The 25,663-nt window shown below is 49.8% G+C and carries 28 protein-coding genes; 14 read left to right on the top strand and 14 right to left on the bottom strand.

Annotation, left to right across the window (positions count from 1 at the left end; translation table 11 throughout):
- The first annotated feature begins 57 nt into the window (after positions 1 to 57).
- A complete protein-coding gene (locus LAT77_RS02935) occupies positions 58 to 621 on the top strand; it encodes a hypothetical protein (RefSeq protein ID WP_290563048.1) in 564 nt (187 codons plus the stop codon).
- A 37-nt stretch (positions 622 to 658) separates the two neighbouring features.
- Here LAT77_RS02935 and rimO read toward each other — a convergent pair whose 3' ends face one another.
- Complete coding sequence (gene rimO / locus LAT77_RS02930; RefSeq protein WP_290563047.1) at positions 659 to 2,059, bottom strand: 30S ribosomal protein S12 methylthiotransferase RimO; 1,401 nt, start codon at positions 2,057 to 2,059, stop codon at positions 659 to 661.
- 176 nt (positions 2,060 to 2,235) lie between these two features.
- On the opposite strand from rimO, the gene LAT77_RS02925 reads away from it, so the two are divergent.
- From LAT77_RS02925 to deoD, 4 genes are all read left to right on the top strand, one after another.
- Positions 2,236 to 3,765, top strand: coding sequence for a bifunctional diguanylate cyclase/phosphodiesterase (locus LAT77_RS02925; protein ID WP_290563046.1), 1,530 nt, complete (start codon positions 2,236 to 2,238; stop codon positions 3,763 to 3,765).
- A gap of 18 nt (positions 3,766 to 3,783) precedes the next feature.
- Entirely contained in the window at positions 3,784 to 4,392 is a 609-nt protein-coding gene (locus LAT77_RS02920) for a hypothetical protein (protein ID WP_290563045.1), read from the top strand.
- A 30-nt stretch (positions 4,393 to 4,422) separates the two neighbouring features.
- The gene (locus LAT77_RS02915; RefSeq protein WP_290563044.1) at positions 4,423 to 5,706 is read left to right on the top strand and encodes a DUF2254 domain-containing protein; all 1,284 of its coding nucleotides are present in this window, start codon (positions 4,423 to 4,425) and stop codon (positions 5,704 to 5,706) included.
- A gap of 69 nt (positions 5,707 to 5,775) precedes the next feature.
- On the top strand, positions 5,776 to 6,477 hold the full coding sequence (deoD, locus tag LAT77_RS02910) for a purine-nucleoside phosphorylase (protein ID WP_290563043.1): 702 nt from the start codon (positions 5,776 to 5,778) through the stop codon (positions 6,475 to 6,477).
- A gap of 47 nt (positions 6,478 to 6,524) precedes the next feature.
- Here the strand turns inward: deoD and LAT77_RS02905 are convergent, their stop codons facing one another.
- The 3 genes from LAT77_RS02905 to LAT77_RS02895 form a co-directional block, all read right to left on the bottom strand.
- On the bottom strand, positions 6,525 to 7,280 hold the full coding sequence (locus LAT77_RS02905) for an META domain-containing protein (protein ID WP_290563042.1): 756 nt from the start codon (positions 7,278 to 7,280) through the stop codon (positions 6,525 to 6,527).
- A gap of 101 nt (positions 7,281 to 7,381) precedes the next feature.
- Positions 7,382 to 7,762 (bottom strand): DUF6746 family protein, encoded by a 381-nt coding sequence (locus LAT77_RS02900; RefSeq protein ID WP_290563041.1) that lies wholly within the window; start codon positions 7,760 to 7,762, stop codon positions 7,382 to 7,384.
- Between the two features lie 33 nt (positions 7,763 to 7,795).
- Positions 7,796 to 10,153 carry a TonB-dependent receptor gene (locus LAT77_RS02895; protein ID WP_290563040.1) on the bottom strand — a complete coding sequence of 786 codons (2,358 nt, stop codon included), beginning with the start codon at positions 10,151 to 10,153 and terminating at the stop codon, positions 7,796 to 7,798.
- 117 nt (positions 10,154 to 10,270) lie between these two features.
- Here LAT77_RS02895 and LAT77_RS02890 point away from each other — a divergent pair, with 117 nt between their 5' ends.
- Together LAT77_RS02890 and LAT77_RS02885 are read left to right on the top strand one after the other, a co-directional pair.
- On the top strand, positions 10,271 to 10,822 hold the full coding sequence (locus tag LAT77_RS02890) for a DUF2271 domain-containing protein (RefSeq protein ID WP_290563039.1): 552 nt from the start codon (positions 10,271 to 10,273) through the stop codon (positions 10,820 to 10,822).
- Positions 10,822 to 11,646 (top strand): DUF4198 domain-containing protein, encoded by an 825-nt coding sequence (locus LAT77_RS02885; RefSeq protein WP_290563038.1) that lies wholly within the window; start codon positions 10,822 to 10,824, stop codon positions 11,644 to 11,646. The genes LAT77_RS02890 and LAT77_RS02885 overlap by 1 nt, the downstream gene beginning before the upstream one ends.
- Before the next feature lie 64 nt (positions 11,647 to 11,710).
- On the opposite strand, the gene LAT77_RS02880 is transcribed toward LAT77_RS02885, so the two are convergent.
- Genes LAT77_RS02880 through LAT77_RS02860 form a run of 5 tightly spaced genes read right to left on the bottom strand, consistent with a single transcriptional unit; the run spans position 11,711 to position 15,620 of the window.
- Positions 11,711 to 12,190, bottom strand: a complete 480-nt coding sequence (locus LAT77_RS02880) for a DUF4199 domain-containing protein (RefSeq protein ID WP_290563037.1) — start codon at positions 12,188 to 12,190, stop codon at positions 11,711 to 11,713.
- A 56-nt stretch (positions 12,191 to 12,246) separates the two neighbouring features.
- Positions 12,247 to 12,576 carry a YbjQ family protein gene (locus tag LAT77_RS02875; RefSeq protein WP_367118126.1) on the bottom strand — a complete coding sequence of 110 codons (330 nt, stop codon included), beginning with the start codon at positions 12,574 to 12,576 and terminating at the stop codon, positions 12,247 to 12,249.
- Positions 12,573 to 13,034, bottom strand: a complete 462-nt coding sequence (locus tag LAT77_RS02870; protein ID WP_290563036.1) for an anti-sigma factor — start codon at positions 13,032 to 13,034, stop codon at positions 12,573 to 12,575. Before LAT77_RS02870 ends, LAT77_RS02875 begins: the two co-directional genes overlap by 4 nt.
- A gap of 13 nt (positions 13,035 to 13,047) precedes the next feature.
- Positions 13,048 to 13,557, bottom strand: a complete 510-nt coding sequence (locus LAT77_RS02865) for an RNA polymerase sigma factor (protein ID WP_290563035.1) — start codon at positions 13,555 to 13,557, stop codon at positions 13,048 to 13,050.
- 56 nt (positions 13,558 to 13,613) lie between these two features.
- On the bottom strand, positions 13,614 to 15,620 hold the full coding sequence (locus LAT77_RS02860; RefSeq protein WP_290563034.1) for a bifunctional metallophosphatase/5'-nucleotidase: 2,007 nt from the start codon (positions 15,618 to 15,620) through the stop codon (positions 13,614 to 13,616).
- 258 nt (positions 15,621 to 15,878) lie between these two features.
- Between LAT77_RS02860 and LAT77_RS02855 the strand changes: the two genes are divergently transcribed.
- A complete protein-coding gene (locus LAT77_RS02855) occupies positions 15,879 to 17,225 on the top strand; it encodes an MFS transporter (protein WP_290563033.1) in 1,347 nt (448 codons plus the stop codon).
- Here LAT77_RS02855 and LAT77_RS02850 read toward each other — a convergent pair.
- On the bottom strand, positions 17,203 to 17,418 hold the full coding sequence (locus LAT77_RS02850) for a DUF1653 domain-containing protein (protein ID WP_290563126.1): 216 nt from the start codon (positions 17,416 to 17,418) through the stop codon (positions 17,203 to 17,205). The two genes, LAT77_RS02855 and LAT77_RS02850, sit on opposite strands and share 23 nt — an antisense overlap.
- A 113-nt stretch (positions 17,419 to 17,531) precedes the next feature.
- On the opposite strand from LAT77_RS02850, the gene LAT77_RS02845 reads away from it, so the two are divergent.
- On the top strand, positions 17,532 to 19,790 hold the full coding sequence (locus tag LAT77_RS02845) for an exonuclease domain-containing protein (RefSeq protein WP_290563032.1): 2,259 nt from the start codon (positions 17,532 to 17,534) through the stop codon (positions 19,788 to 19,790).
- On the opposite strand, the gene LAT77_RS02840 is transcribed toward LAT77_RS02845, so the two are convergent.
- Positions 19,782 to 19,910, bottom strand: coding sequence for a hypothetical protein (locus tag LAT77_RS02840; RefSeq protein WP_290563031.1), 129 nt, complete (start codon positions 19,908 to 19,910; stop codon positions 19,782 to 19,784). The two genes, LAT77_RS02845 and LAT77_RS02840, sit on opposite strands and share 9 nt — an antisense overlap.
- Positions 19,911 to 20,022: 112 nt before the next feature.
- Between LAT77_RS02840 and LAT77_RS02835 the strand changes: the two genes are divergently transcribed.
- Positions 20,023 to 20,466 carry a nuclear transport factor 2 family protein gene (locus LAT77_RS02835; protein ID WP_290563030.1) on the top strand — a complete coding sequence of 148 codons (444 nt, stop codon included), beginning with the start codon at positions 20,023 to 20,025 and terminating at the stop codon, positions 20,464 to 20,466.
- Between the two features lie 11 nt (positions 20,467 to 20,477).
- On the opposite strand, the gene arfB is transcribed toward LAT77_RS02835, so the two are convergent.
- On the bottom strand, positions 20,478 to 20,894 hold the full coding sequence (gene arfB / locus LAT77_RS02830; RefSeq protein WP_290563029.1) for an alternative ribosome rescue aminoacyl-tRNA hydrolase ArfB: 417 nt from the start codon (positions 20,892 to 20,894) through the stop codon (positions 20,478 to 20,480).
- A 132-nt stretch (positions 20,895 to 21,026) separates the two neighbouring features.
- Between arfB and LAT77_RS02825 the strand changes: the two genes are divergently transcribed.
- Entirely contained in the window at positions 21,027 to 22,388 is a 1,362-nt protein-coding gene (locus tag LAT77_RS02825; protein ID WP_290563028.1) for a M24 family metallopeptidase, read from the top strand.
- Positions 22,389 to 22,468: 80 nt separating this feature from the next.
- The gene (locus tag LAT77_RS02820) at positions 22,469 to 23,155 is read left to right on the top strand and encodes a pseudouridine synthase (protein WP_290563027.1); all 687 of its coding nucleotides are present in this window, start codon (positions 22,469 to 22,471) and stop codon (positions 23,153 to 23,155) included.
- Here LAT77_RS02820 and LAT77_RS02815 read toward each other — a convergent pair.
- Positions 23,145 to 23,522, bottom strand: a complete 378-nt coding sequence (locus LAT77_RS02815; protein ID WP_290563026.1) for a hypothetical protein — start codon at positions 23,520 to 23,522, stop codon at positions 23,145 to 23,147. The genes LAT77_RS02820 and LAT77_RS02815 overlap by 11 nt on opposite strands.
- 155 nt (positions 23,523 to 23,677) lie before the next feature.
- Between LAT77_RS02815 and LAT77_RS02810 the strand changes: the two genes are divergently transcribed.
- Positions 23,678 to 24,532 carry an alpha/beta hydrolase gene (locus LAT77_RS02810; protein WP_290563025.1) on the top strand — a complete coding sequence of 285 codons (855 nt, stop codon included), beginning with the start codon at positions 23,678 to 23,680 and terminating at the stop codon, positions 24,530 to 24,532.
- On the opposite strand, the gene LAT77_RS02805 is transcribed toward LAT77_RS02810, so the two are convergent.
- Entirely contained in the window at positions 24,513 to 24,827 is a 315-nt protein-coding gene (locus LAT77_RS02805; protein WP_290563024.1) for a hypothetical protein, read from the bottom strand. The two genes, LAT77_RS02810 and LAT77_RS02805, sit on opposite strands and share 20 nt — an antisense overlap.
- A gap of 170 nt (positions 24,828 to 24,997) precedes the next feature.
- On the opposite strand from LAT77_RS02805, the gene LAT77_RS02800 reads away from it, so the two are divergent.
- Positions 24,998 to 25,663 carry a HEPN domain-containing protein gene (locus tag LAT77_RS02800; RefSeq protein WP_290563023.1) on the top strand — a complete coding sequence of 222 codons (666 nt, stop codon included), beginning with the start codon at positions 24,998 to 25,000 and terminating at the stop codon, positions 25,661 to 25,663.

The raw sequence follows: 25,663 nt of genomic DNA, 5'->3' as shown, positions 1-25,663 counted from the left end.
AGGTGCGGGACATTGAACAGGAACACTATCGGCAGCTGGCTTTTCATCGCTCTTCTCATGGCATCCGTTTCGATGACCGCTGGCGCCCAAGACTCAGACGCGGGTCCAAACTGGCGTATCGTCGATCTTTATTATCACCATGAATTCAATCGACACGATAACCGCGAAGCCGATTTTTTGGGTATTCGTGCTAGCTCCAATGTCCGTGAGCATGGTCTTTTTCGAATTGAAACCAACGGTGGCTCGATTAAGAATCGCATCAATGGCGTGAAGCGCGATTACAATGGCTATCAACAGTCGTTTATGGGTGGTGTTCGTTATGCTGCCAGTCCGCAGGCTGACATCTTTTTACTCGGTGGCGTGACACGCGTCGAGTTTGAAACGAACGACTATAATCTCAATCGCCACGGAATCATCACTCAGTTTGGTATGCGCGGGATGTTGACACCGAACGTCGATATTACCAGCTATTTTCAATGGCAGAAAAATGGCGGTATGAGTACGACCAGCTGGCACGGCGAGGGGCGCTACCGTGCGTGGCGTCGGTTGGATATCTATGCCGCTGTCGGCATTTATGCGAACGACCGTAGCGGCCGGATTGGTTTAAGCTTTCACTTTTAAAAAATCCCGCTAGGCAAACCGAGCGGGATTCATTTAGTTAAGCCTCTGGGTCGTCGTCGACGCGAACGCCCCACAAGTCATATTCATCGGTATGAATAATTTCAACCCAGATTTTGTCCCCTGGCTTGACGTCTGTTTCGTCGGTTAAAAAGACGACACCATCAATTTCTGGCGCGTCAGCATAGCTCCGCCCCACAGCTCCGTCAGGACCGACTTCGTCAATCAGAACCAACATTTCTTGGCCGACTCGCGCCTGTAATTTTGCAGCACTAATTTCTTGGGCGACGGCCATAAACCGTTCATAACGCTCTTGCTTAATCGCTTCCGGCACTGGATCTGGAAGTTCGTTGGCTTTCGCTCCCTCGACCGGTGAATAGGTAAAGCAACCGACACGGTCGAGTTGTGCCTCACGCAAGAACTCCAGCAATTCTTCAAAATCTTCTTCCGTTTCACCCGGGAAACCAACAATAAAGGTGCTGCGAATAACCAAGTCTGGACACATTTCGCGCCATTTCTTCACCCGCTCAAGCACGCGGTCAGAAGAACCAGGTCGCTTCATCAATTTCAAAATTCGTTTGCTGGCGTGCTGAAACGGAATATCTAAGTAGGGCAAAATTTTGCCACTGGCCATCAGCGGAATCACATCGTCAACGGAAGGATACGGGTAAACGTAATGGAGTCGCACCCAAACACCTAAATCAGCTAACGCTTCACACAGCTCAAGCATGCGTGTTTTTACTGGGCGACCATCCCAAAACCCGAGCTTGTGTTTCACATCAACACCATACGCACTGGTGTCTTGCGAAATCACCAGTAACTCTTTCACCCCAGCATTGGCCAAACGCTTTGCTTCATCCAAGACATTGCCGACTGGGCGACTGACTAAGTCACCGCGCATCGACGGAATGATGCAGAATGTGCAGCGGTGATTACAGCCTTCTGAAATCTTTAAATAGGCGAAATGTTTCGGCGTTAGTTTAACGCCAGTTTCTGGAACGAGCTGCTCAAATGGAATGAATTCCGGTTTTGGTAAGTGCTCATGCACTTGGCTCATGACTTCTTCATAGGCATGCGGCCCGGTAATGGCCAACACGTTCGGGTGCACTTCACGAATCTCATCATCGCGAGCGCCTAAACAGCCAGTGACCAATACTTTGCCATTCTCTTTGAGCGCTTCACCAATGGCATCGAGTGACTCTTGAACCGCAGAATCAATAAACCCACAGGTGTTCACAATCACCATGTCTGCGTTGTCGTAGTTTGGCACAATGTCGTACCCCTCGGTCCGCAACTGAGTTAGAATTCGCTCAGAATCGACGAGGTTTTTCGGGCAGCCAAGACTCACAAAACCAATGGTCGCTTTGCCATCTGCAGCGACTCGGTCAGCGGATGCTTTCGCTGGGGTTTGGCCAGGCACAAATAATTCGACGTCAGACATGTTTTTCACCTCATTTTGGGGCGGATATTCTAACCTAGCTTGCCTACTAAAATATAGCCACCGGAATCGCAGAAGATAATTTCCTTTCTACCAAACCGCTGCTATCTTTACATTAACGTCCAATAAAAAGGGTTAATCTCTTGCAGTCTCCTCGACATAGCGCATTTTGGCGAACAATGATTTACTTGGTTTTTGGGGTTGTTTGGATTCTTTATTCCGACCGATTCCTCGAAACTATTGTTGATGATGTGCAAACACTCACCCAACTACAAACCTATAAAGGCTGGAGCTATGTAGCAATTACCGCCGTGCTTCTATACGTATTGCTTTATCATGGCTTACAAAAGGAACGAACGCTGTCTTCCCGTGATGAGCTGACCCAACTCCTTAATCAACACATGTTTCGGCGTGAATTAGCAAGTGAGTTGGCTTTTGCCAGCGAAAACCAACAAAAAGTAGCCCTAATTACATTTAACATTGACGATTTTCGTCGTATCAATCATGTCTGTAGCCACGCCGTCGGTGATCAATTACTGACCGACTTTGCTAATCTTATGCATGACTTTTTTGCCGAACAGCCAAACTTAATCGCTCGCATCGGTGCCGATGAGTTTGCAGTTGCGCTGCTGAATGTAAAAAATACCGAGAATGCCGTGTTACTTGTTCGCGAGTTGCAAGAAGACTTTAAAAAACTCAAAGTCGAGGGCTACCAAAGTGAATTGATGATAGGCGCCGGGTTGGCAATGTTCCCGAGCGACGCCGATAACTTGAAGGACCTGCTTGCGTGCGCGAACCTCGCCCAAGAAGAAGCAAAGAACCTTGGCCCCGGGCAGTTGCGACTGTATGACCATTTCTTTGGTGAAAGCATCCACTCGCGCTTACAGTTAACCGCAGATCTTCGCCACGCCATTGAAAATAAGGGGCTGACTGTTGCCTACCAACCCATGTTTGCAACACACTCCATGCAGTTAACGGGTGTTGAGGCTCTACTACGCTGGAATCATCCCCACTTGGGCCCGATCCGTCCTGATACATTTATTGCGCTGGCTGAACAACAAGGCTTGATTAGCCGAATTACGGACTACGTCTTTGAACATGCAATCGCTGAGCTCACCGCATCCGACCTTTTAGGGACCCAAGTGCCACAGCTGTCCATCAATGTATCAGCGATCGACTTTGCCGAAGCCAATTCGGTTGAGCGCTTCTATCAACGCCTTGCTCACCTCAACGACTGGTCACTTTTGACGTTGGAACTGACGGAGACCGCGGTGATCAATAATTTTGAAGAAACATTGAGAGCTCTATCAGCACTGAGGCAAGCAAAGATCCACCTGTCTATCGACGACTTTGGAACTGGCTATTCGTCCTTGAATATTCTCCGTCGTTTGCCCATTCATGAAGTGAAAATCGATCGTTCTTTCATTCGCGACATTGAGCACGATGACGATGACCGGACAATTGTCAGAACGATATTAGCCATGGCACACTCGCTTGACTTAAAAGTTGTCGGCGAAGGCGTCGAAAACACCGAGCAGTTGAAGTTTTTGCTCAAGCATGGTTGCCATGAAGTCCAAGGATTTCTCATGGCGAAACCAATGAATGTGAGTGAGTTAAGTGCGTTTGTCAGCAATCTACCTGCGGCGACTGATACACTTAAACAGTTTGTCCGTAGTCAAAGTCAGACCGGTCTAGCCCGTGAACTCTAACCGAATATGGAATAACCAATGAACGTATCGACTAAGTCTTTTCTTGGCACCACGCTCGCTTTGCTCGTGTTATCGGGCTGTATGTCGACGTCTGAAGAGCAAACGCCTAGCCAAGTTGCAGAGGTCCAAGCACCTGAACCGACTATCGAGGAAGTTTGTGACACGCAGCGCAACTGTCGTACTTCAACGCAGGTGCTCTTAGCAACACCAAGCGGTGAAGTGTCTTTCGACTATGACCAATATTGGCCGGTCGTCTACGACAATGAGATCACCATTCTGCCCGGTGAACGCGTGTTGGTTGAGATTGAGTTTGATGAATTCCAACAAGTACAACACATGCGTCACGTCACCGAGCGTACAAATCCCGAACGCACTTTCGAGTTTTACTTCACGCAAATCCGTGGCAACTATGGCATGCTCATGTCGTTACGAAATCCGCTGACACGGCCGGTGCTATTCGATGTAGAAATCAAAAGTGTCGATGGCCAAACCTACCGCGTCAGCACCTGTCCCATACGGGGCCGGATGTCATTCCATGAGCGCTGGCCAGAACCAGCCGCTGAGCTGGTGTTGAAGCGTCCGCGCATCGTTAACGAACCCAGTAATGGCGTATTAGTCTGCTCATAAACGTTTAGTTTAGTCACTGAGGGAATCAGGATGTTTTCAAAATGGCAATGGATTCTCGGTCACCTCACCCGCGCACTTTGGTTGCGTGCAACACTGATGGCACTGTTAGCCATCGTTGTCGTTTTCACTGCCATGTTGGCCGACCGCCTGCTGCCATTTGAACTGCCGTTTGAAGCCGAACAGAATACGCTGGATAACATTCTCAATATCCTAGCCTCAAGTATGCTGGCGGTTACCACATTCTCGCTGACGGTGATGGTTTCCGCTTACAGCGCTGCCACGAGTAATGTTACCCCGCGCGCCACAAAGTTAATTCGCCAAGACACCACCACGCAGAATGTGTTAGCGACGTTCATCGGCTCGTTCCTCTTCAGTCTCGTTGGCATTATCGCCGTGCAAACGGACAGTTATGGGCACAACGGTCGGTTTGTTTTGTTTATTGCCACACTGGTTGTGATTGCGCTGATCGTCATTACAATTTTACGCTGGATTGAACACCTGTCGCTGTTAGGACGAGTTGGAGCCACGACTAATCGCGTTGAGCAAGAAGCCAGTCAAGCGCTACGCCATTATTTGCAAACACCTTGTTTGGGCGGAATCGGAATTGATAGCTTTGAAGAACCACCTGCCAACGCAGCGGCCTTGACCAGCCGTGAAATCGGCTACATTCAACATATCGATTCACCGGCCTTACAAAACCTCGCAGAATCGTTATCGTTAAAGCTCTTTTTACCAGCGATACCCGGTGCCTTCGTTCATGAGCACACGACCATTCTTTGGGTTATGAGCGAGAAAGACGACGCTGAAGCGCTGAGCGATGAAGACACAAACAAATTATTGGCCTGTTTTACCATTGACCAGGAGCGCAGCTATGAACAAGATCCTCGATTTGGACTCTGTGTTTTAGCGGAAATTGCCTCTCGAGCGTTATCGCCGGCGGTCAATGATCCTGGCACGGCAATTGATATCATCGGTCGTGGTGTGCGTATTCTTAGCCTTTGGGCGACAACCGAAGAAGTGGATACGGCTGACTGTCAATGCACTCGGCTGTATGTCAAACGACTGCAAATTAGCGATCTCATGGCGGATCTCTATCGGCCCATTGCGCGCGATGGGGCGGCACTCGCTGAAGTACAACTGCGCTTGCAGAAAGCATTACTGGCGTTGGCTCAATTTCCACAACAAGACTTACGCGATGCCGCCATTCAAAGCGCGTTGGTTGCGCTCGAGCACGCCCAACAACAGTTAGAGATTGCGGCCGATCTAAAACCTTTAGAATTACTCGTAAGCGAAATTCGCTCGTACGCAAAGTGACGCAGATCAAGGCACTTGTGTGACCCATTCGTTATACTGAGCGCTTCACGAATAACCTAGAGAGTATCCATGACCCCACATATCCATGCTGAACCCGGTGATTTTGCTGAAACGGTCTTAATGCCCGGCGACCCGCTGCGCGCCAAGTTTATTGCCGAAACGTTTCTGCAAGATGTCCGTGAAGTGAATCATGTTCGCAACATGCTCGCCTACACAGGCACCTATCAAGGCAAACCGGTGTCCGTGATGGGTAGTGGTATGGGCATGGCGAGTATCGGAATTTATTCATGGGAATTGTTTACCCATTTCGGTGTGCAGTCCATTATCCGGGTTGGATCTTGTGGTGCCTATACCTCCGACCTTAAACTCTATGACGTCGTTTTAGCGCAAGCTGCTTGGAGCGAGTCGAGTTATGCACGGACACAAAATGGTTATGTCAGTCCAGTCACGCACCCGAGCGCAAGCTTGAATGAAGCATTAACGCTTGCCGCGAAACAACTCGATATACCTTTGACTGTCGGCACTGTGCATTCCAGTGATGTGTTCTACCGTGCCGAAGTCGATGCTCACGAACGCCTCTTTCGCGAGCAAGCAACAATCGCTGTGGAAATGGAGTCATTTGCGCTTTTTCACAATGCGCAAGTATTGGGTAAACGAGCGGCCTGTATTTTGACAGTCTCCGACCATTTGGTAACACATGAAGCCGCAAGCGCCGAGGACCGTGAGCAAGCCTTTACCCATATGATGAAGATTGCCTTACACACCGCTTAAATTGAGCAGGTTATAAAAAAAGGCTCAATTCACATTGAGCCCTTTTGCTATTTTTCTGGCGTATACGGTTTTGCTTTGAGGGTTTGCCCATGCGAACTGTGCAGAATTAAATGACCCTCAGCGTCAATGTCGAAACGGTGAACGTCGTTAATGACAGCTAAAAACGCTTGTTCGGCCTCATTGCGCGGGCCATCGCAGGCCATTTTGGTCACCCCTAGGTTACCGAAAACGAGGTTTTCACCGGTCAGTTCATAACCGCCAAAGTAACGATTACAGCCCGTACTGCCACTCACTCGCTCACCGTCAAAATACAGGGTAACTAACACCAGATCCGCGACTGCATGGGTATCGAGCTGATAAAACTGCCATGGGTTGACCTGTAATAATTGGCTAGGATCACCTGCGCAGCCGTGCAGCGTCTCGCCCGGTATTTGCACCGATGCCGTATAGGGATAAGGCATGCCGGTCATGCTGTCATGACAAGTTTCGGCTTGAACCACGAGTGTGCCGGCGTAGGCATTACTGCTAAAGCGATAGCGGCTCGTTTCTGGCGACTGCGTTTGCGACGTCAGCGCAAATACCTCGGCTTCTTCACCCATGCGGTGAAAGTGGATCTGCTCAGCAAACACCTGAAGTGACCAGAAAGGCTCATTCCCTGAAGCTCGCAATTGTTGCTCACCCGGCGCAGCAAAACGCTCAACCGGTTCGTTCGTTGTGGCGCTGTCGTTCTCGTTCATTGCCGAACACGCCATCAAACTGAAGCCGGCAAACGCCAGAATGGGTAAACCAAGACATTTATTCATCACCATCACTCCTTACCATATAGAGCCGCTATTGTCGGCGAAAGCAGGATAAAACCAAAGCCTACTTACTGTAATTTTACCCTGCTAAACGTCTTGGTCTGTTATTGACCAGAAGTGACAATTTTAGCGGTCTCTAAGTACAATGCTCCAGCCTTCTGAGCGGTGTCATAATCCATCGTTTCCGAGGCCACATGTACATCTTCTAAAGTTTCAGCAAGTTCTTCCAAGTCCTCACGAATACGCTCCAAAGCATTTTCTAAGGTGTAGGTTAGCTCATGAATTAACACCATATCCTCAACCGTTAATTCGTTTTTAGCGAGGACCGCCTGTAAACGCTGGTTGTATTCAACAAAATTCTTCATCGCCACCGCAAGTGTGGGTGACGGCTCCCCTTTGTAGTGATCAATCCGCTCTTGATCAGCAAACACAGCCATCGAAAATAACGCACTGAAGATCGTGATGGTCATTAGCTTTTTCAACATAGGTATATCCTTAGTCATTTAGATTGACGAACATTAAAATTGATAGCTCACTGACACCCAAAAACTGCGGGCACGTTCAGCGGTATTGAAATCGGGTGAACAGACATACTCAGTTTGCGTTTCCGCCAAGTAACATGAGCGGCTGGTTAAATCCTTATCGAGTAAATTATTCACCCGTGCGTTGATTCGTAACTGCTCATTAATTTGATAACTAGCGCTCAAGTGCATGAGTTCATAGGCTTTATAATAAAGCTTCTGTGTTTCTGGTCCGCTCGGGCCACTGACGTTCGCGACTCCGCGATAACGTTCACCACGAATTTCGGCGATGAGCGCGAGATCTAAGGCTGATGTTGCTTGCCAACTTAGCCGACCATTGGCCATGTGCTTCGGTGTATTCACCAGTGGCAAGCCGCGGTCGATGCCATTCTTCACTTCACTGTCGGTATAAGTATAGTTGCCACTGAGTGTCCAGTAATCCAGTAATTGATAACGTGCGGCAATTTCCACACCTCGGGTTTCCGCTTTATCAACGTTTTGCATCTGTGCGAAGCGCTGAAAGCCAAGCTCGGCCCAGCCTTCACCAATATCGACACAGGGCTCATTGCCAATGGCGACCTCGCAATGTGGTAAGTTGTCTTGACGAATGATTTTGTCGCGGAAATCATTAATAAACAGTGTTAGGTTAGCACTCAAATTATCGCCATTATCGTAATAGGCGGCGACTTCATAATTCACACTGGTTTCCGGCTGCAAATGCGGAGAACCGACCATCGGGATCACGCCTTGGCCACCAAAGCCGACAATGCCAGGAAACAATTGATTGGGTTCAGGTGCTTTGTAGCCAGTGCTGACACCGCCCTTAAACGTCCAGTCACTGTGCGCTCGCCAGTTTAGGTAAACGCGCGGACTCCACTGCGAACCAAAAACCGAGTGGTCATCGAAACGCGCACCATAAGTCAGAATTAACTGCGGTGTTAGGTCCCAGTTGTCCTCGGCAAATAAGGCCCATTGCCGGTGATTTTGTGTCGTTCCCGTCGCATAGTCATCGCCGTACATGCCAAACACACCATCTTCCATTTCGGCATCAAACCACTGGCCACCAAGAATAAACGCATGGTCACCGATCATCGACTCAAAACGGGTATCAATGATGAGGTTGTCAATCTCCAGGACACGCATCTGTCGCGGTAAAAACAGTGCATCGAGCTCTGCTCGAATAGGGTCAGTAAGGGCTGGCCGGGTGCTGTTCTGTTGTTCCACTTCGCGATCCCAAATCGTCTGTAACGCTTGCCGTTCACTCACAGTCAGCGGCAATGAACGCCCCAAATTAGCACTGCGGCTTTGAGTCAGATCAGAACTCCATGTACCCGCGGCTAGCTCGAGCCGATGCGACAACACCCACTGTTCACGTTCAACACGTTGATGCTCGGAATAGCCGACGCGCGGCTGTACTTGCCCGTTACTCGCCCGCCATAGACTTTCCGGTTGATCGAGCGTACCAACTTGACCGAGGCGATTATCATAGCGCTGCTTGGCACTGTCATAGCCGAGCGCAAAGGTATGTCCTTCATTAACGAGCCAGTTAAGACGCGCTCCGCCATTCCAGTTTTTTGCGGCGACAATTTTACGGTCACCGAAGCTCCCTGAATCTTCCCATAACGTACCATCCGGCAGTGGTAATGACGTTTGATAAGAAGGTTCGGTCGTGCCCCGCGTAAATAAGGAACCATAGAGCGCAAGTGTGAGGTTATCGGTCAGTGGGCCAGTCACATACAGGTCGGTTTTATCGTCGTTACCGTACTGCCGGTCTTCCTGAAGCGTCGCTCCAAGCGTTACACTGCCGTGCCAACTGTCGAGATTGTTACGCGTGATAATATTGATAACACCGCCAATTGCGTCGGCACCATACAGGGTCGACATTGGGCCGCGCACGACTTCAATACGTTCAATTGCTTCGAGTGGTGGCATGTACATAAACTGACTATTACCAAAATTGTTCGGGCCAATATCGCCAATATCGCTCTGCCGTCTTCCGTCGATAAGAATCAAGGTGTAATTAGCCGGTAAACCACGCATGGTGATACTTATGTTGCCGTTTTTATCCTGCCCAGAGCCGACATCGATGCCTTCAATATCCCGCAGTGCATCAGCGATTCCGGCATACGGTCGACGCTGCAGATCGTCTCGTGTAACGATGGTGACGCTTGCCGGCGCATCGACCAAGTTCCGCTGAAAACCGCTGGCGGTGACGACAATGCGTTCCATTACCGCACCATGTTCTAACTGCTGACTTTGTGGCGCTGTTTCTAAAGTTTCGGTATTTGCTGCGGCGCTGGCGCTTAATGCGCTAAGAATCGCGCTTGCTACCAGCGTGAAGTGACCTGATTTCATTCTCTTTCCCCAAAGTGAATTAAAAACTCGTTGCAAATGATATTGATTCTCATTTATATTGTCTAGAGATTTTGAGAATAATTCTCATTTATATTTAGAAAAGAGGAGTAACATCACATGGTGAGGCTGACACACCAAGCGTGTTTAGCGGCTTTCGTGGGTACACTGAGTTTAAGCGCTAGTGCCGAGGCTATACCCAGCATGACGCTTGATATTGAAATACCGCGTCTCGCAGTTGCCGAATATCATCGACCTTATGTTGCCATTTGGCTCGCCGATGAGCGTCATCAGGCCGTTGCGAATCTCAATGTTTGGTATGACATCAGCATGGCTAATCAAGAAGGTGAAACCTGGCTAAAAGATTTGCGGCAATGGTGGCGGCGGTCAGGGCGTACATTGGACCTACCGGTGGATGGCGTTAGCGGCGCGACTCGAGCACCCGGTGTGCATCAGGTTTCATTTACACAAATGGCCGGCGATGGAACTGTGTTTGCACAGTTACCACCGGGACAATATTTCATTCACGTGGAGGCGGTTCGCGAAGTCGGCGGCCGCGAAATGCTGAGTTTCCCTGTGACCTTCCCACTATCGACAAACACCTATAGCCAACAAGGTCAACACGAGCTGGGCAAAGTCCAACTCACGATCCAGAACGAAGGAGATTTTTGATGAAAAAATTACTGCTTGCCGCGCTGCCTTTGGCACTACTTGCCACAATTCCAAGCGCAGAGGCGCATCGTGCTTGGTTGGTGCCGTCCAGCACTGTGCTAGCGACTGAGGACAGCTGGGTGACGTTTGACGCTGCCGTATCCAACGAGATATTTCACTTCGACTATCGGCCAATGAGCATCGAGAATTTTCAGGTCATTGGGCCGACTGGTTCGAATTACACGCTCGTCAACCACGCGCTAGGTGAGTTACGTGGCCAAGCTGACTTGCAATTAAGTGACGCAGGTACCTACAGGATCTATACTGCCTCGCATGCGCTGACTGCACGCTGGGTCGATGCCGACGGCCAACGCGGGATGTATCCTCCTCGAGGGCAACAAGCAACAGTAGCAGGCTTACAAGCGGCACTCCCAGCTAACGCTCAAGAGCTCACCATCAGCGAGTCTTCGCGGCGTATCGAAACCTTTGTCACTGCTGGTGCACCAAGTTTGCAAGCACTTACACCGAGTGGTGTTGGGTTAGAGTTACACCCCATCACCCACCCCAATGATCTATTCGCGGGTGAAATGGCCGAGTTTCAGCTGCTGATTGACGGTGAACCCGCGGTTGGTGCCGAGATTGTTATCATTCGCGCGCATACTCGCTTTCGCGACAACCAAGAAGAGATTGAGCTCGCAACTGATGATCAAGGTCATTTTACCATCACCTGGCCACAAGCCGGACTTTACTGGCTCAATGCGAGCTATCGTGATGACCGTGCGAAAGCGCCAGCTACACAGCGAGTTGGTAGCTATACCGCCACATTTGAGGTGTTACCGTTTTAATTCTGGGTGAAAGCAGGGGCTCAACTAACTTGAAAAACGCCGGAAGCGTTGAGCCCCTGTTTAGTTAGGCACGGCGGACAAAGGTTGCAACCACCGCACTGGTCACAATACCGAGTAGAATTGCACCAATAAAGGCCTGCACCACATACGAGCGGAAGTTGAAATAGGCGACAGCCTCTTCAACACTCATCGCCCCGGCCTCCACGGCATGGGTCGCCGCGTTCGTGAAGAATTCTGGCGTGATGACAAAGTGAATCAAGACCTGAGCGAAAGGGCTCAAAATGGCAATCACCATGGTTAAATACAAGCCAGTGAAAAAGCCTTGCGTCCAATTCATTTTACCTGCGAAATGCTGCTCGCGCTTTTCTCGCAAAGCAAACACGTAAATCGCAATCGCGACGATCGCAAATAAGTTTGTGAGTAATGGATGATAAGCGATATGTGTCGAATGTAACCCCGAAAAACGCTCGAGCAACATCCAAACTAACATCGCCAACGTGAACACGATGCCCCACTTCACTTCAATCCGATTTTTTTCCAACATGACCTAAGTCCTTCAAATAAGGTGTTTTCACCAACACCTTATTTGTCGCACTTTGTTTACTTAGGTGCAAGTTTTACTGCAGTACCAAATACCAAGATTTCTGCAGCGCTTTGGGCGACGACCGATGTCGAAAAGCGGACACCGACAATCGCGTCGGCGCCAAGCGATCGCGCTTCGTCAATCATGCGGTCAATCGATTGTTCGCGAGACTCAGCCATGAGCTTGGTGTAGTCGTGTAGTTCTCCACCGACAAGGTTGCGCAGACCTGCCAACACATCGCGGCCTAAATGGCGGGCGCGTATGGTATTACCGCGCACCAGTCCTAAACTAGCGACAATCTCTTCACCAGCAATCGTTTCTGTTGTCACAACGGGCATGGGTTTCATAGTTGTACCTTCTTATATTTATCGGTTTTACGGGCAATCAATCGTTGTCGTAGAACACTGAGGAAAAGTAAAAATAAACCACCGTAAAAAGCAATCACACCGATACCGAGCCAGCGGCCAACCCCCGACTCACTAAAAACTTCACGGATAAATTGCCAGCTGACAATACCGCCCAATAACAGTACGGCCGCAATCACTAATGCCCAACCCACAAACGCGAGTCGCCGCGCTGGACGGTCAGCCAATACCCTGGGTAAATGTTCTGTGTCGACCGAGGTCAATACAGCTGACTTCAAATCACCACGCATTTGCAGAAGATCATCCGCTAATGCTTTGCAATTCGGGCAATTTTGTAGATGCAAATAAATACGCTGTTGCTCTTGTTGCGTCAACTCGTCATCAAGGTATGCGGACAGTTTTTCCTGTACATCTAGGCAAGGGGATTGATTCGAATTCATAGTAACCTCCGCGTTAACGTTGAACTAATGAGGACTGACGGTCGAGATTGAGCAGTTGCTCGCGCATGGCTAATCGAGCCCTGTGTAAGCGGGACATGACCGTACCACTATTCAGCTGCAAGACTTGGGCGATATCTGCATAGCTAAGTTCATTGACGTCGCGCAGAACGAGAATTTCTCGTTGCTCCGAGGTCAATTGCAACAGCGCTTGACGCACCCATTGTTGGCGTTCGGATTGCTCAATCGGGTCGATTTCATCAATGGTCGTGGCAAAGAGTTCTGCACTTTCTTCCGCTTGAAAGCGTTGTTGAAAGCGCAAACTATCAATACACGCATTGCGAATGACTTTAAAAAACCACACCCGCTGAGCGGCTTCATCCGTGGGTAAGCGGCTACCGGTGAGCGTTTTCGTAAACGCGGTTTGCAATATATCTTGCGCAGCTTGATTACAGCGCAAGATGCTCCGAGCTAGGGCTAATCCGCCGTTGTACCACTGCAAGTAGGGATGCGTGTTCGTTGTCACCTGTTGGCCCTTCTGTCATCGTCCTCGTCTACAGAATAAACGGCGGCGGTTCGGATTTATTCCAATCTTTTTAAAGTCACTACCGGATAAGGTATAGGCAGAATGGCGCCACGCGCAGGCATGTATGTATCGCGAAGAAACTCAACGACAGCAAGAGCGTCGGTATTGCATTGCACAGTCGCGAGGTCACATTGTAGCGCCTCGTCAGCGTAGTGAATAACAAGGCGGTTGTCTTGCTGACTGAGGCGAGCAACCGGATACGTTGTCAGTTGTCCGTTCATGTATGCAAGGTCGAGACGTTCACTGCGTTGCTGCTGACTGCGAAACACCGTTGTCCAACCATCATTGCCAGTTGCGCTATAACTATTCATGAGTACTTGATAACGCGCGTCTAAATCCAACGGCTGCCAATCTGGCTCCTGCCATGTGCCTCGATTTACTTCGAGTTGGGTAATCTCACCATCGCGATGACGTTCGGTTTCCTCAAAGGTAAATCGCAAGTTACCGCCATAGGGGAATTTACCCGCATGAGAACCTGGGGGGAGTGTTGCAATAATCGTTTCTTCCAATAACGCTTTCACTTCCGCTCCAGTGAGTGGCAAGATCGACAGGAAATTAGAGAAAGGTAAAAGCTCGAGAGTAATATCACCTTCGCGCAATTCACCTTCCGCCAGATTTTGTCGAATACCACCCGCACCTAACAACGAAAAGTCGACGTGGATGCCCGTCACGTCCTGCACGGCTGGGCTATTTGCCCATTCAAATTGCGCCAGTGCAATGAGCGGCGCAACTTGCGAGCCATGTTGATCACTGTCGCTGTCACCCGGACGACGCACATGCACGAGGGTGTCAGGCAGCATCCCAACCACTTGGCCATAGGCCTGTTCAACGGCCGGTTTATACACCGCATCAATATGTGCGCGCAGATCCGCGTGTTCATGTGTCACCTGAATAGCTGGATGGCCATGAATAAAATCGAGAACACGCTGGCTTTGCGATTCGGTCATACGAGAGTCCGCGTGACGAGACGAACTTTGATAGAAGTCGTCATTACTCAGCAACACATTTTGTCCCGCACAATTGGTCAAGCGTCCATCGCTGGCGAAGTGCACGCGGACCTTACCCATCGCTTGGGCGTATTCACCGGCTTGAACGATGCAGGTCGCGTCGATACCGTTGGGGTTCTGTATCCATTGCGCATAATCACCCGCATGACCTAGGCCTAAATCCGTAAAGTCGCCGAGCAATGTATGCGAATGGCCGCCGACAATCACGTCGATGCCGTTCACTTGCTCAGCAATCGCGACGTCAACCGAATGACCTAAGTGCGTGACTGCCACAATGTTGTACACACCATGCGCATGAAACTCATCAACCATAGCCTGTGCACTGGTCACCACATCGAAAAACTCAACCTCACCAACATGAGGAGAAATATTCGGCATATCATCTAAGGCGAGGCCAAAAACCCCGACAATTTGATAATGTTCAGGGACATGCTGGAGCTCAGTAAAATCGTCTACGCGTTGCTTGTGATAACCATCGAAAGCAAAAAGCGTGAAGGGGCGAAGGTTTTCTTGGTCTTTTAAATCCGGATCCCGGCTGGTATCAATATTGGCTGCGAGCAACGGGAAGTTAATGCGGTTAAGAAACTCATTGAGATGCGCATTCGTTAGGTCAAACTCATGATTTCCCAAGGCCATGGCGTCGATATTCATACGACTCAGAATATCCGCATTCATACGCCCTTCGTTGATCTTAAAATAAGCGGAGCCCTGCCATGCGTCACCACCGTGTAAAAATAATAGGGCGGTATTCTCTTCCGTCGCGATAGCACGGTATGCGTTGGCCTGTTCAAGTAAGCGTGGATGGCCGCCAAACTCATTATAAACCGTGAGTTCGTTGGCCCGAAAGCTTGCGGGCACCGGATCAAAAGCAGAGTGGGTGTCGTTAATATGGGCAATGATCAGCTCGAACGGCTCCGGGACCACACTTGGGTCAGGACGCTCACTACACCCCATTAATAGTGCGACAACCGCGCCTAACCAAACCACCTTTTTCATCGCTACACCTCATCAAAGCCCAATCTTTACAGTTTACCGCAAACGTAAGCTTTCACAAAACTGTCACAAACTTAAAGAGTTACCTTACCGGCTCGGAGCCGGAATTGTTTTTGCATTCGGCTCGGAGCCGGAATGTCATTTAACATTCCATCTCTTTGCGGGGTCGGGCATAATGTTTTGCTGATGCGGTGAATGATTGCTGGTAGTCAGCGCAGTCGTTCACAGGGCGGAATAACAATAACAAGAAAGAGTCTATTCATGTCGCAATCTCAGGATTTTCAAGCACTACCGGAACCCACACCGTTTTATCGCTGGGCTGTTTTGCTGTTTGTCAGTCTCGCCATGTTCGGTAACTATTATGTCTATGACTCGATGTGGCCGGTCATCGATCTGATGCGCACCGATTTGGGCTTCAGTTACCAACAAATTGGCTTGCTCTCCACCGCATATAACGTCGCGGCGCTGTGTGTCCTGCTTATAGGCGGTTACATCATCGATCGCTTCGGCACCAAAAAGGCCATCACCGTTTTTGCGCTGATTTGTCTTTTCGCTGCCTTCCTGACCGCGGCGACGCCACATTACGAAATGATTTTTGCTGGACGTTTCTTATTAGGGATCGGTGCCGAGCCGCTCATTGTTGCGGCGACAACCGTGTTGGCGAAGTGGTTTAAAGGCAAGGAGCTCAGCTTCGCCTTTGGGATTAACTTATCCATTTCACGCCTCGGCTCAGCGTCGGCAGATTGGTCAACGTCGTTCGCAAGCCCGCTGTATATGAATTGGCAAGATCCCCTCTGGTTAGCAACCGCAGTGGCGGGTATTTCCGTCTCCGCTGCCTTGCTGTACTGGATGATGGAAAAGCGTGCGGAAGGCCGCTATCAGATAGGTAGTAGCCAAGCTGCGGAGAAAATCGAACTTAAGTCACTTTATAAATTTTCCGCTTCTTATTGGTATATCGTCGCGCTTTGCGTGGTGTTTTACGCAGTCGTTTTCCCATTCCGCACGTTTGCAATTGATTACTTTCAACAAGCGCACGGCATCACACGCGAAGCGGCTGGTTTGCTCAGCAGCTTATTGCCTGTTGCCGCGATCATTCTCACGCCGTTATTTGGCTTTTGGGTTGATCGCGTGGGGCGGCGCTCATTGTTTATGGCTGTCGGCGCACTGGTGATGTTACCCCTGTTTTTAGCGGTAACCTACTTACCTGCCGGCCCCGATGTGCCGCTGGTCATCCCCTTCATCGGCAGCGCTATGGTGCCGCTGACCTTGTTCGTGGTGATTTTCATGCTCGGCGCAGTCTTTTCCTTGATACCTGCGGTCATGTGGCCCTCCGTCGCTTACATCGTCGACGCGCGCCGTCTAGGCTCCGCGTTTGCACTCATGACCATGTGTCAGCAACTCGGTTGGGCGGTAGTGCCTTTTATCGTCGGTCGTTTAAATGACATCAACAGTGCAGGGCCAGAGAATATCGCCGGCTATGCACCGAGTATGTGGTTTTATACCGGTTTAGCCGCCTTTGGTTTGGTCTTCGCCTATAAACTATGGCGCAGCGAAACTGGCCCGAATGCGCATGGTTTGGAAACCATCACGAGTCGCGGAGGAAGCTAAAACGCGGTTGTAGTTCACCATTCACTTCGACTTCTTCGGCAAACATATCGAGCGGGCGCACCCAAAGTGCCCGCTCACCATACAAAGGTCGGTACACGACCAATAACTCTTCGGTTTCCGAGTGCCGCGCAATATCGATGACCTGATATTCATTGCCTTTGTAGTGCCGATAAATCCCAGCTTTTAATTGTATCATGCTTAATTCCTGTGGCTGTCGATCGATTTTCTTACAATTTTCGTTAAAAATTATTTGCCAAATACTGTATAAAAGAACAGTATAAAGAAATCGAAATCGACTGGTTCGCTATGAAGACGCTTCCCGAAAAATATTATCGTGATCATTTTCTCGAATTTCTTCGCTACGTTGAAGAGGTTTGTGCGCACCTACTCGATCCGCACGATAACGCGATCGTAAAGAAAATTCACGCGCTGTCCGAAGACGGCTTGTGTTTGTTAGTGCGTATGCTGAACCGCAAGTGGCCATGTGTCGCTTTGGACACCCTGAATTATTCAGAAATCAGTGATATTTCCGCGGCACTCATCGAGCTTGAACGGGTTGGTTTTGCCTTACCTATGGCACAAGTCTTACAACGCCCCGAACCGACGAGTTTGCAGACGCCGCTAAAAGCACTCTTTTTAAACCAACTCACTAAGCCGCAGTTACAACAGCTAGCCGCGGAACTTGAGCTACCGCAGCAACCGAATAAATCAGCGACCAAAGCGGCTTGGTTGCAAGCTTTTGAGCCCGTGTTAGCAAGTACCTCATTCGCAGAGCCCGCTCAAGACCTAGCGGGCAATTCTGCCGCTCTGGCGTCATGGTCATCAGCGCCGAGTCTAGCGTCGTGGCTCTATGTCGCGGAGCATCGAACCTTCCATTATTTTCGCTACCTCTACTTCGGTCATGTGCGCGGTACGTTGAACCAGTTTTCCATGCGGGACTTAGGCGTCATGAATACGCGCCAAGCGTTGCTGAAGGGCAATGATGATGATTTTTCGAACCTCCAAGCTCGCTTTCAACAATTGACGGATGGCAAAGACGCGTGGTTTTGGGCGTCCGAGCTAGCCGCGTTTAAAAATAGTAGCACAGCGCAGCGGCTCGCCTTTGCTGAACATTGCTTGACCCTGCAACGGCCGACCGGTTATTTGGCGGAACAAGAGTATGGTGCCTTGCTGTACCAGCTCGGAAAGTTTGCATTGAACGAAACAGAAGGCGATTTAGCACTTCAGTTATTGCAACGTTCGCCCGATCCACGTGCTATTGAAAAGTATTTACGCTTACTCTATCAAGCGGGTAATACCGCGATAGTCGAAGAGAAGCTCAACGAGATAGTCGAAAACCCTGAAAGTGAGCACTTACTTTATTTCGCCTTGGATTTCCTCCAACGAAAATTTGAGAAAAAACGTACCAGTATCCTGACCGACATTCTTCGCAGTTGTGACACACCGGTTATTCTCGATGAAGCGCACAAAGACCAAGTAGAGAAAGGCATCCAGCAGCATTATCAGCGGCGTGGTGCACTCGTATGGAGAACTGAAAACCGCTTATGGCGCGCATTATTTGGCATGACGTACTGGCCTATTCTATTTCGTGAAGGGAATGGCTTTTGTAATGAGTTTGACCGCTTACCCTTGGCGTTGCGCGAACAAAGTTTCTGGCGCGACAATGAAACTGAAATCCGCGCTTTATTCGCAGAGTTGGATACGCCGGGAAAGTGGTTGCGACATCTTATGGCGATCGCCGCTCAGTTTTATGGAACCGCCAATGGCGTATTTCGTTGGCACAGCGCTTTGCTCGAAATTTTCTCCCACCTGCTGCAATACACACCCGTGGACGACTTGGCGCAGGTTCTCATGGACATGAGCCAAGATTTCTTGCAGCGCAACGATGGTTATCCTGACTTACTGGTTATCGACAAGGGTCAGCTGCGGTTTGAAGAGATCAAAGCACCCGGGGACAGTTTGCGACGCAACCAGCTGATGAGTATGCGCCGTTTACAACAAGCCGGTTTCAATGTTGTCGTGCAAACCGTGCAATGGCAAGTCGACCCTGAGCAACCCTATATTGTCGTTGACGTTGAAACGACCGGCGGCGCCCAAGGTTATCATCGCATTATCGAAATTGGCTTAGTGAAGGTCTGTAAGGGTGCGATTATCGAGGAATGGCAGTCGCTGATTAACCCAGAGCGGCATATTCCGCGATTTATCACCGAGCTTACCGGCATTAATAATGACATGGTTGCGAATGCGCCAAGGTTTCATGAGGTGATGCCTGATTTAGAGCGCTTTTTTGCTGACGCGATTTTCGTCGCCCACAACGTTAATTTTGATTACAGCTTTTTCCGCAGCGAATATGAGCGTTTAGGTCACGTGTTTCGCTTACCGAAAATCTGTACGGTGCAGCGCATGAGGCACTATTTCCCCGGCTGCGACTCCTACTCGTTAGGTGCGTTATGTAAGTCCTTCGACATTCAGCTTACCAACCATCACCGCGCACTTGATGACGCTCGAGCCGCTGCCGAGTTATTGTTATTAACCCAAGCTCAAGCGGCTGAGCAGCTAGGGTAACACTTGGTTATGCAGATGAGTGTCGACAAATTGCTGAAAGCGTTTAAGTTTACCGTCCGCTAATGTCCAAACATGCGCAAACGCCAGATAGACCGCTTGAATCTGCGATTTGTTATCCATTGTTTCCTCCTTGTTGTCGTCGGGGTAAGCCTAGGACAGCTGCGCAGAATTGCAAATTCGACGTCAGCATGACTACTATGAGTCTTTCTCGTTCACCAATAGGGTTTAGTCTATGCGCAAGGTCATTGGAATATTTTTTGTTATCGCCACCATGTCAACGTCAGCCATTGCTCAAGCGCCCGATACGGCCGCTGCGAAAGCCGCCGTCGATCATTTTCTATATGGTGCTTCCATCAATGATGCCGAAATTCATGGCTCATTTTGGGCTGACGACCTGACCTATACAAGTTCGCGAGGCACTCGCTTTGGTCGCGCCGAACTCATGGCGGGCATGCAGGGCAGTACGCCCATCGCCGAAGATGCAGTGACAACTTGGTTTAGTGCCGAAGACGTTGAATTGAAAAACTATGGTGAAACCGTGGTGATTAATTTCACGCTGATTAGCAAGAATACCGACGGTGACGTGATCGGCCGGCACTTCAATACCGGCGTATTGGTGTTTCGTGAAGAGCGCTGGCAAGCGGTGAACTGGAACGCCACTACCGCTGCGGACTGACTCAAGCTCGCTTAAAAGTCTTTACTCTTACGCAGCGCTTTCTTGGCGCTGTGTTGCTTTTTGCTCTGCAAACGTCGCTCTTTTGCCGCCCGGGTGGGCCTTGTCGCGATACGTTTTTTCACGACTTTATTGACGCTACGCACCAAAGCAATAAACTGCTCCAGTGCCAACTCACGGTTCTGCAACTGACTGCGCGTTTCTTGGCACTTAATAATAATTTTGCCACTTGCAGTAATTCGATGATCACTGAGTTTCAGCAAACGTTCCTTATAAAAGTCAGGCAGTGACGACGCTTGAATGTCAAAGATCAGTTGCGCTGCGGTAGCAACTTTATTTACATTCTGACCACCAGCCCCGCTGGAGCGAATAAATTGCCACTCAATTTCTTGCTCTGGAATTTCCACCCGTTGGGAAATTAAAATTGCCATGTTCGTCTCATTGCTCCCGTTTCCTTTCTGCAGAATATCATGCATTCCCCTTCCGCGCCGAATTGCGGTAGGATAATTCCGTTAATTCGGACAAAAACAAAGGACGGGCGCGAAGGCGTCACGACAATAATTATGAAGCGACTCACTTTAGCAATATTAGCCGGGCTTGCACTGCCGGCACTCACCGCTGTACAGGCGACAGAATTCGACCAAGGCCGCGTCATCGAGAATGCCACCGACTTTTCCATCGTGCCGCACCGCGAACGCATTGGACCTGAAAACAGCATGCTGACCGACCGCCTCGACAACCTGCTACCAGCCCTCATGGCTGAGCAAGATCTCGACATGTGGTTAGTGATTAATCGCGAAAAAGCGGAAGATCCGGTGTACTTTACTTTAGTCCCACAACCGACATTTGCCGCCCGCCGCACCACCATGCTGGTGTTTCATCGCCAAGCGGACGGCTCGGTTACTCGCGAAACTGTAAATACCTATCCACTTGGCGGTCCATATGACGCAGCTTGGCAAGGCGGCAGCCTCGATGAACAGTGGCAAGCGCTAGGCGAGCTAATTGTGGCGAAGAATCCGCAGCGCATTGGTATTAACGTTTCTCGCGACTGGTCAGTGGCCGACGGTCTAACGCAAGGTATGCATGCGCGCTTGCTCGAAGTCTTACCCAGCGAGTTCGAAAGCCGGTTAGTTTCAGCCGAAAATCTCGTCGTGCGTTGGATCGAACAGCGCACCGAGCAAGAACTCGAGGTGTATCCGCACGTGGTTGGAATTGCCCGCGGCGTGATTAGCGAAGCCTTTAGTTCTCGCGTAATTACCCCAGGTGTCACTACTACAGACGACGTCGCTTGGTACATTCGCGAGCGTTTCAGTGAACTCGAATTGCCAATTTGGTTTATGCCATATGTGACCTACCAGCGCCCAGGTATTACCTGTGAAGAAGACACGCCGTTCTGCGGTGAAAGTGGCGTAATTCAGCGCGGCGACGTGCTGCATACGGATGTTGGCATTTGCTATTTCAAATTGTGCACCGACACGCAGGAAATGGCGTATGTGTTGCGTGCTGACGAAGACGATATCCCAGAGTCGTTCAAATCTGCATTAGCCACTGGTAATCGTTGGCAGGACATTCTCACGGGTGAGTTTGTGACCGGTAGAACCGGCAACGAAATTCTTGCTGCGACTCAGGAAAAAGCGCGCGCGGAGGGTATTTTGAGTAGCACCTACACCCACCCACTTGGGTTCTTCGGCCACGCACCGGGTCCCACCATCGGCATGTGGGACAACCAAGGTCCAACCCCGATTCAAGGTGACTGGCCGCTTTATGCCAATACCGGTTATGCCATCGAAGGTTACATCAAGCAAGCCGTGCCGGAGTGGGATAACCAACTCGTCCAAGTCAAGCTGGAACAAAGCGCGTACTTCAACGGTGAACGGGTCATTTACCTCGCCGGCCGCCAAACCCAGTGGCACTTAGTGCGTTAAATTAACAACGACAAACATTCCGGCTCCGAGCCAGATAGGAAATGAATTGCGGCTCCGAGCCGGAAAGGTAGCTTATTGATATGATTGAGATTCTGAAAAGTCATCCGGACTTCTATGTGGTCAATAAGCCATCGGGGCTCGGGATGCATTCGGAGGGTGATACAGCGGGAGTCATCGTGTTGCTGGAACGCCAAATCGGTGAATCGCTGTTTCCGGTGCATCGGCTCGACAAGGAAACCAGTGGGCTGTTGATCGTTGCTCGGAATAAGTCCGCAGCTCGCGATTTCGGTCGGCTATTTGAGGCTCATGCGATTGACAAGTACTACCTGGCCATCGGCGGTAATAAACCGAAAAAGAAACAGGGGCTCATTCAGGGTGACATGACCAAAAGTCGCAATGGTAGCTGGATGTTGTGTAAAACCATGCACAACCCAGCCACCACGCAGTTTTTCAGCTATGGCACAGGACTGGGCTTTCGCGTGTATTTACTGCGACCGCTGTCAGGTAAAACCCATCAGCTGCGCGTTGCATTAAAGAGTTTAAGTGCACCCATTTGGGGGGATAGTCGTTACGGTGGCGACGCTGCACCACGCTTGATGCTGCATGCCATGGCTTTGCGCTTTCACTGGCATAATGAGTCATTCAGTTTCATCGCGTTACCAGCAAGCGACCAAGGTTTCATCGATTATGACTGGCGATTAATCGACGGGCTGCAGCAGCCATGGCAACAACCTTGGCCTCAAGTAAAGTCAAAAGTCAGTAACTAACAGGCTGTATTATTGTCACCGTATGACCATTTGATTCGGTCCAACTGCGCGCTTCATAGGCTACACCGACGATTTCAACGAACTCAACGCGCACTGTGCAATCCGCTCGAATTCGCCCAGTGCGATAAGTCAGTTGATCAAGTTGGCCATCACAGCCACTAATATTCCCGATCGTCCAGCCTGAATTTGGTCTGAGTGTCATGGTCAGGCGTTCGCCTTCAGCGACCGTTGCAGAACGGGGCGTGATTTCTCCAGAACCACCAACAATCGTCGAGATTGTATAGTATCGGCCTGAATTATACTGAATCACACAACCGGATAAGACACTCATAAACAGCACGATGACCAGCAACCGAGAAATATTCATGCATGCCTCCAAACTGGCACAAAATCACATTATTTGTGTTCAATTTACGCTGAGTATCCATCGTTTTCCAGACGAAAAACGGAATTTAAAACAGAAATAAACTATTTATGGTGAAAACGAGTAAAAGAAATAATGAAACTATAAAACGGAAAATGATGAATTTTTATCTTGTTGCTTTACTTCTCGGTGCTCTTGTCGTCATGACGGGATGCCAGCCTACTCGCGTACTGAATGCTGTGACGCCAAGTGGGGCATACACACTTGAGCGCGATGTGGCCTATGGAGAAAGCTCGCGACAACGTTTCGACATCTACCATCCGACAGACAAGCAACATAGCGCCGTGGTTGTATTTGTTTACGGTGGCGCGTGGGAAGAAGGTGATAAAAAAGACTTTGAATTCATTGGCCAAGCGTTTACTCGCTTGGGTTACACCACACTAATCCCCGATTACCGGGTGTTTCCCGAGGTTGAGTTTCCGGACTTTATTGACGATGTTGCGGTTGCCATGACGACCTTTTCATCACGTTACGACAGCGCTGTTGACTTGATTTTGGTTGGTCATTCGGCAGGTGCCCACAGTGCCGCAATGCTCGCAACGGATAATCGTTATCTTGGCAATCTGCAAGAACAAATCATTGCACTCATCGGTCTTTCCGGCCCTTATGACTTGCCGCTTGAACATGAGCGCGTGGGCGAGAAGTTTAGCCGTGTTGAAGGTAACGAAGCGAACCCCATCGAGCTGGCAAGCGCTTCACATCCACCGACCCTACTCCTTCATGGACAAGCCGATACAGTAGCAAAGCCCGCGCACAGCGAACGCTATGCCGAACGCTTGCAAGAGCTCGGTGTCGCCGTGGAAACACACTTTTACCCACGAATTCGCCATGTCGATATGGTCGCTAGCCTCGCCAGTCCGCTACGTTTCTGGAGCTCCGCATATAGTGACATTGAGTCCTATTTAGCCCGATTAGAAGCCCAACGGCAGCGCGCTAGCGAACAATCAGAATAATGATATATAGCAACCCAAGGATGTAACCCACGGCCAGGAGCACATTTAACACATAGGCCAACAACCACATAGGCGAGTTGATTTTGTGCTCATGACGACGTTCCGATGTGCGCAATACCCATCCTGCGCCAACAGAAAACACCGCCGACGCCAACACGAGCGGAATCGAAACCAACGCAATCAACAGCGATGCACTGTCGTTGGACGAACTCGCGTTTGCTTGTGCAGTTACCAGCCAACCAAAAAAGACAGCCAATAACGCACAGGACAATGCCGTCAAAATTATCTTGCGCACAATTCCTCCTTTTCTGACAAAACCTACCACCGCCAAAAAACAAATGCCACCGCAAAATTACATCTACAATATCATGCACATAGAATTCTGGCTCGGAGCCGGAATGGCTATTGCGGCTCCGAGCCAGAATTCTGCTATAGTGTCGGAAAGCAACTTGGCATGGAGGCAGCATGCAAAATTTTAAGCAGTTAAAAGCCTATCAACGGGGCTATCGAGACAACTGGGCTCAGGGCATTAATCTACGGGTTCATCGTGCACTAAGCTGGCTGCAAAAGGCCGAAAAGGAGCGTGAAAACAAAGATCTCGACGGTGAGTTTATCGCCCTGTGGATCGCCTTCAATGCCGCTTATGCGAACGACTACGCCAATGAAATACGATCGGGCGCACGCGATACGTTTCAACAATTTATCAATCGCTTAGTCACCTATGACCAAGATCGCGAACTCTATAATGTGATTTGGACACACTATCCAGCCGCCATTCGCAGCTTTATGAATAATGAGTTTGTCTATCAACCGTATTGGGACTCCATCAACGGACGCACAGACCCAGAAGCGTGGAAGGAGCCCTTTGAAAAGGCCAAGCAGCGCGCAAACCAAGCACTTGCGCAGCAAGAAATCACCGTCTCACTGAGTATTTTACTCGACCGCATGTACACACTTCGTAATCAACTTATTCATGGCGGTGCGACCTATGGCAGCAGCCTAAATCGCAAGCAATTGAAAAATGCGACAGAAATCCTCGGCCAAATTATCCCGATCATGATTAAGCTCATGATGAAAAATGCGCATGACCTGTGGGCACCTGCTATCTACTTTCGCGAGCAAAGTTCATGA

The sequence above is a fragment of the Aliidiomarina sp. genome, assembly GCF_022565475.1.
Classification (GTDB): domain Bacteria; phylum Pseudomonadota; class Gammaproteobacteria; order Enterobacterales; family Alteromonadaceae; genus Aliidiomarina.
This window is presented reverse-complemented; position numbering and strand designations above follow the sequence as displayed.

Coding starts and splice junctions, on each gene's coding strand:
- LAT77_RS02935 (WP_290563048.1), top strand. CDS start 58: ATGGCATCCGTTTCGATGACCGCTGGCGCCCAAGACTCAGACGCGGGT.
- rimO (WP_290563047.1), bottom strand. CDS start 2,059: ATGTCTGACGTCGAATTATTTGTGCCTGGCCAAACCCCAGCGAAAGCA.
- LAT77_RS02925 (WP_290563046.1), top strand. CDS start 2,236: ATGATTTACTTGGTTTTTGGGGTTGTTTGGATTCTTTATTCCGACCGA.
- LAT77_RS02920 (WP_290563045.1), top strand. CDS start 3,784: ATGAACGTATCGACTAAGTCTTTTCTTGGCACCACGCTCGCTTTGCTC.
- LAT77_RS02915 (WP_290563044.1), top strand. CDS start 4,423: ATGTTTTCAAAATGGCAATGGATTCTCGGTCACCTCACCCGCGCACTT.
- deoD (WP_290563043.1), top strand. CDS start 5,776: ATGACCCCACATATCCATGCTGAACCCGGTGATTTTGCTGAAACGGTC.
- LAT77_RS02905 (WP_290563042.1), bottom strand. CDS start 7,280: ATGAATAAATGTCTTGGTTTACCCATTCTGGCGTTTGCCGGCTTCAGT.
- LAT77_RS02900 (WP_290563041.1), bottom strand. CDS start 7,762: ATGTTGAAAAAGCTAATGACCATCACGATCTTCAGTGCGTTATTTTCG.
- LAT77_RS02895 (WP_290563040.1), bottom strand. CDS start 10,153: ATGAAATCAGGTCACTTCACGCTGGTAGCAAGCGCGATTCTTAGCGCA.
- LAT77_RS02890 (WP_290563039.1), top strand. CDS start 10,271: ATGGTGAGGCTGACACACCAAGCGTGTTTAGCGGCTTTCGTGGGTACA.
- LAT77_RS02885 (WP_290563038.1), top strand. CDS start 10,822: ATGAAAAAATTACTGCTTGCCGCGCTGCCTTTGGCACTACTTGCCACA.
- LAT77_RS02880 (WP_290563037.1), bottom strand. CDS start 12,190: ATGTTGGAAAAAAATCGGATTGAAGTGAAGTGGGGCATCGTGTTCACG.
- LAT77_RS02875 (WP_367118126.1), bottom strand. CDS start 12,576: ATGAAACCCATGCCCGTTGTGACAACAGAAACGATTGCTGGTGAAGAG.
- LAT77_RS02870 (WP_290563036.1), bottom strand. CDS start 13,034: ATGAATTCGAATCAATCCCCTTGCCTAGATGTACAGGAAAAACTGTCC.
- LAT77_RS02860 (WP_290563034.1), bottom strand. CDS start 15,620: ATGAAAAAGGTGGTTTGGTTAGGCGCGGTTGTCGCACTATTAATGGGG.
- LAT77_RS02855 (WP_290563033.1), top strand. CDS start 15,879: ATGTCGCAATCTCAGGATTTTCAAGCACTACCGGAACCCACACCGTTT.
- LAT77_RS02845 (WP_290563032.1), top strand. CDS start 17,532: ATGAAGACGCTTCCCGAAAAATATTATCGTGATCATTTTCTCGAATTT.
- LAT77_RS02840 (WP_290563031.1), bottom strand. CDS start 19,910: ATGGATAACAAATCGCAGATTCAAGCGGTCTATCTGGCGTTTGCGCAT.
- LAT77_RS02835 (WP_290563030.1), top strand. CDS start 20,023: ATGCGCAAGGTCATTGGAATATTTTTTGTTATCGCCACCATGTCAACG.
- arfB (WP_290563029.1), bottom strand. CDS start 20,894: ATGGCAATTTTAATTTCCCAACGGGTGGAAATTCCAGAGCAAGAAATT.
- LAT77_RS02825 (WP_290563028.1), top strand. CDS start 21,027: ATGAAGCGACTCACTTTAGCAATATTAGCCGGGCTTGCACTGCCGGCA.
- LAT77_RS02820 (WP_290563027.1), top strand. CDS start 22,469: ATGATTGAGATTCTGAAAAGTCATCCGGACTTCTATGTGGTCAATAAG.
- LAT77_RS02815 (WP_290563026.1), bottom strand. CDS start 23,522: ATGAATATTTCTCGGTTGCTGGTCATCGTGCTGTTTATGAGTGTCTTA.
- LAT77_RS02810 (WP_290563025.1), top strand. CDS start 23,678: ATGAATTTTTATCTTGTTGCTTTACTTCTCGGTGCTCTTGTCGTCATG.
- LAT77_RS02800 (WP_290563023.1), top strand. CDS start 24,998: ATGCAAAATTTTAAGCAGTTAAAAGCCTATCAACGGGGCTATCGAGAC.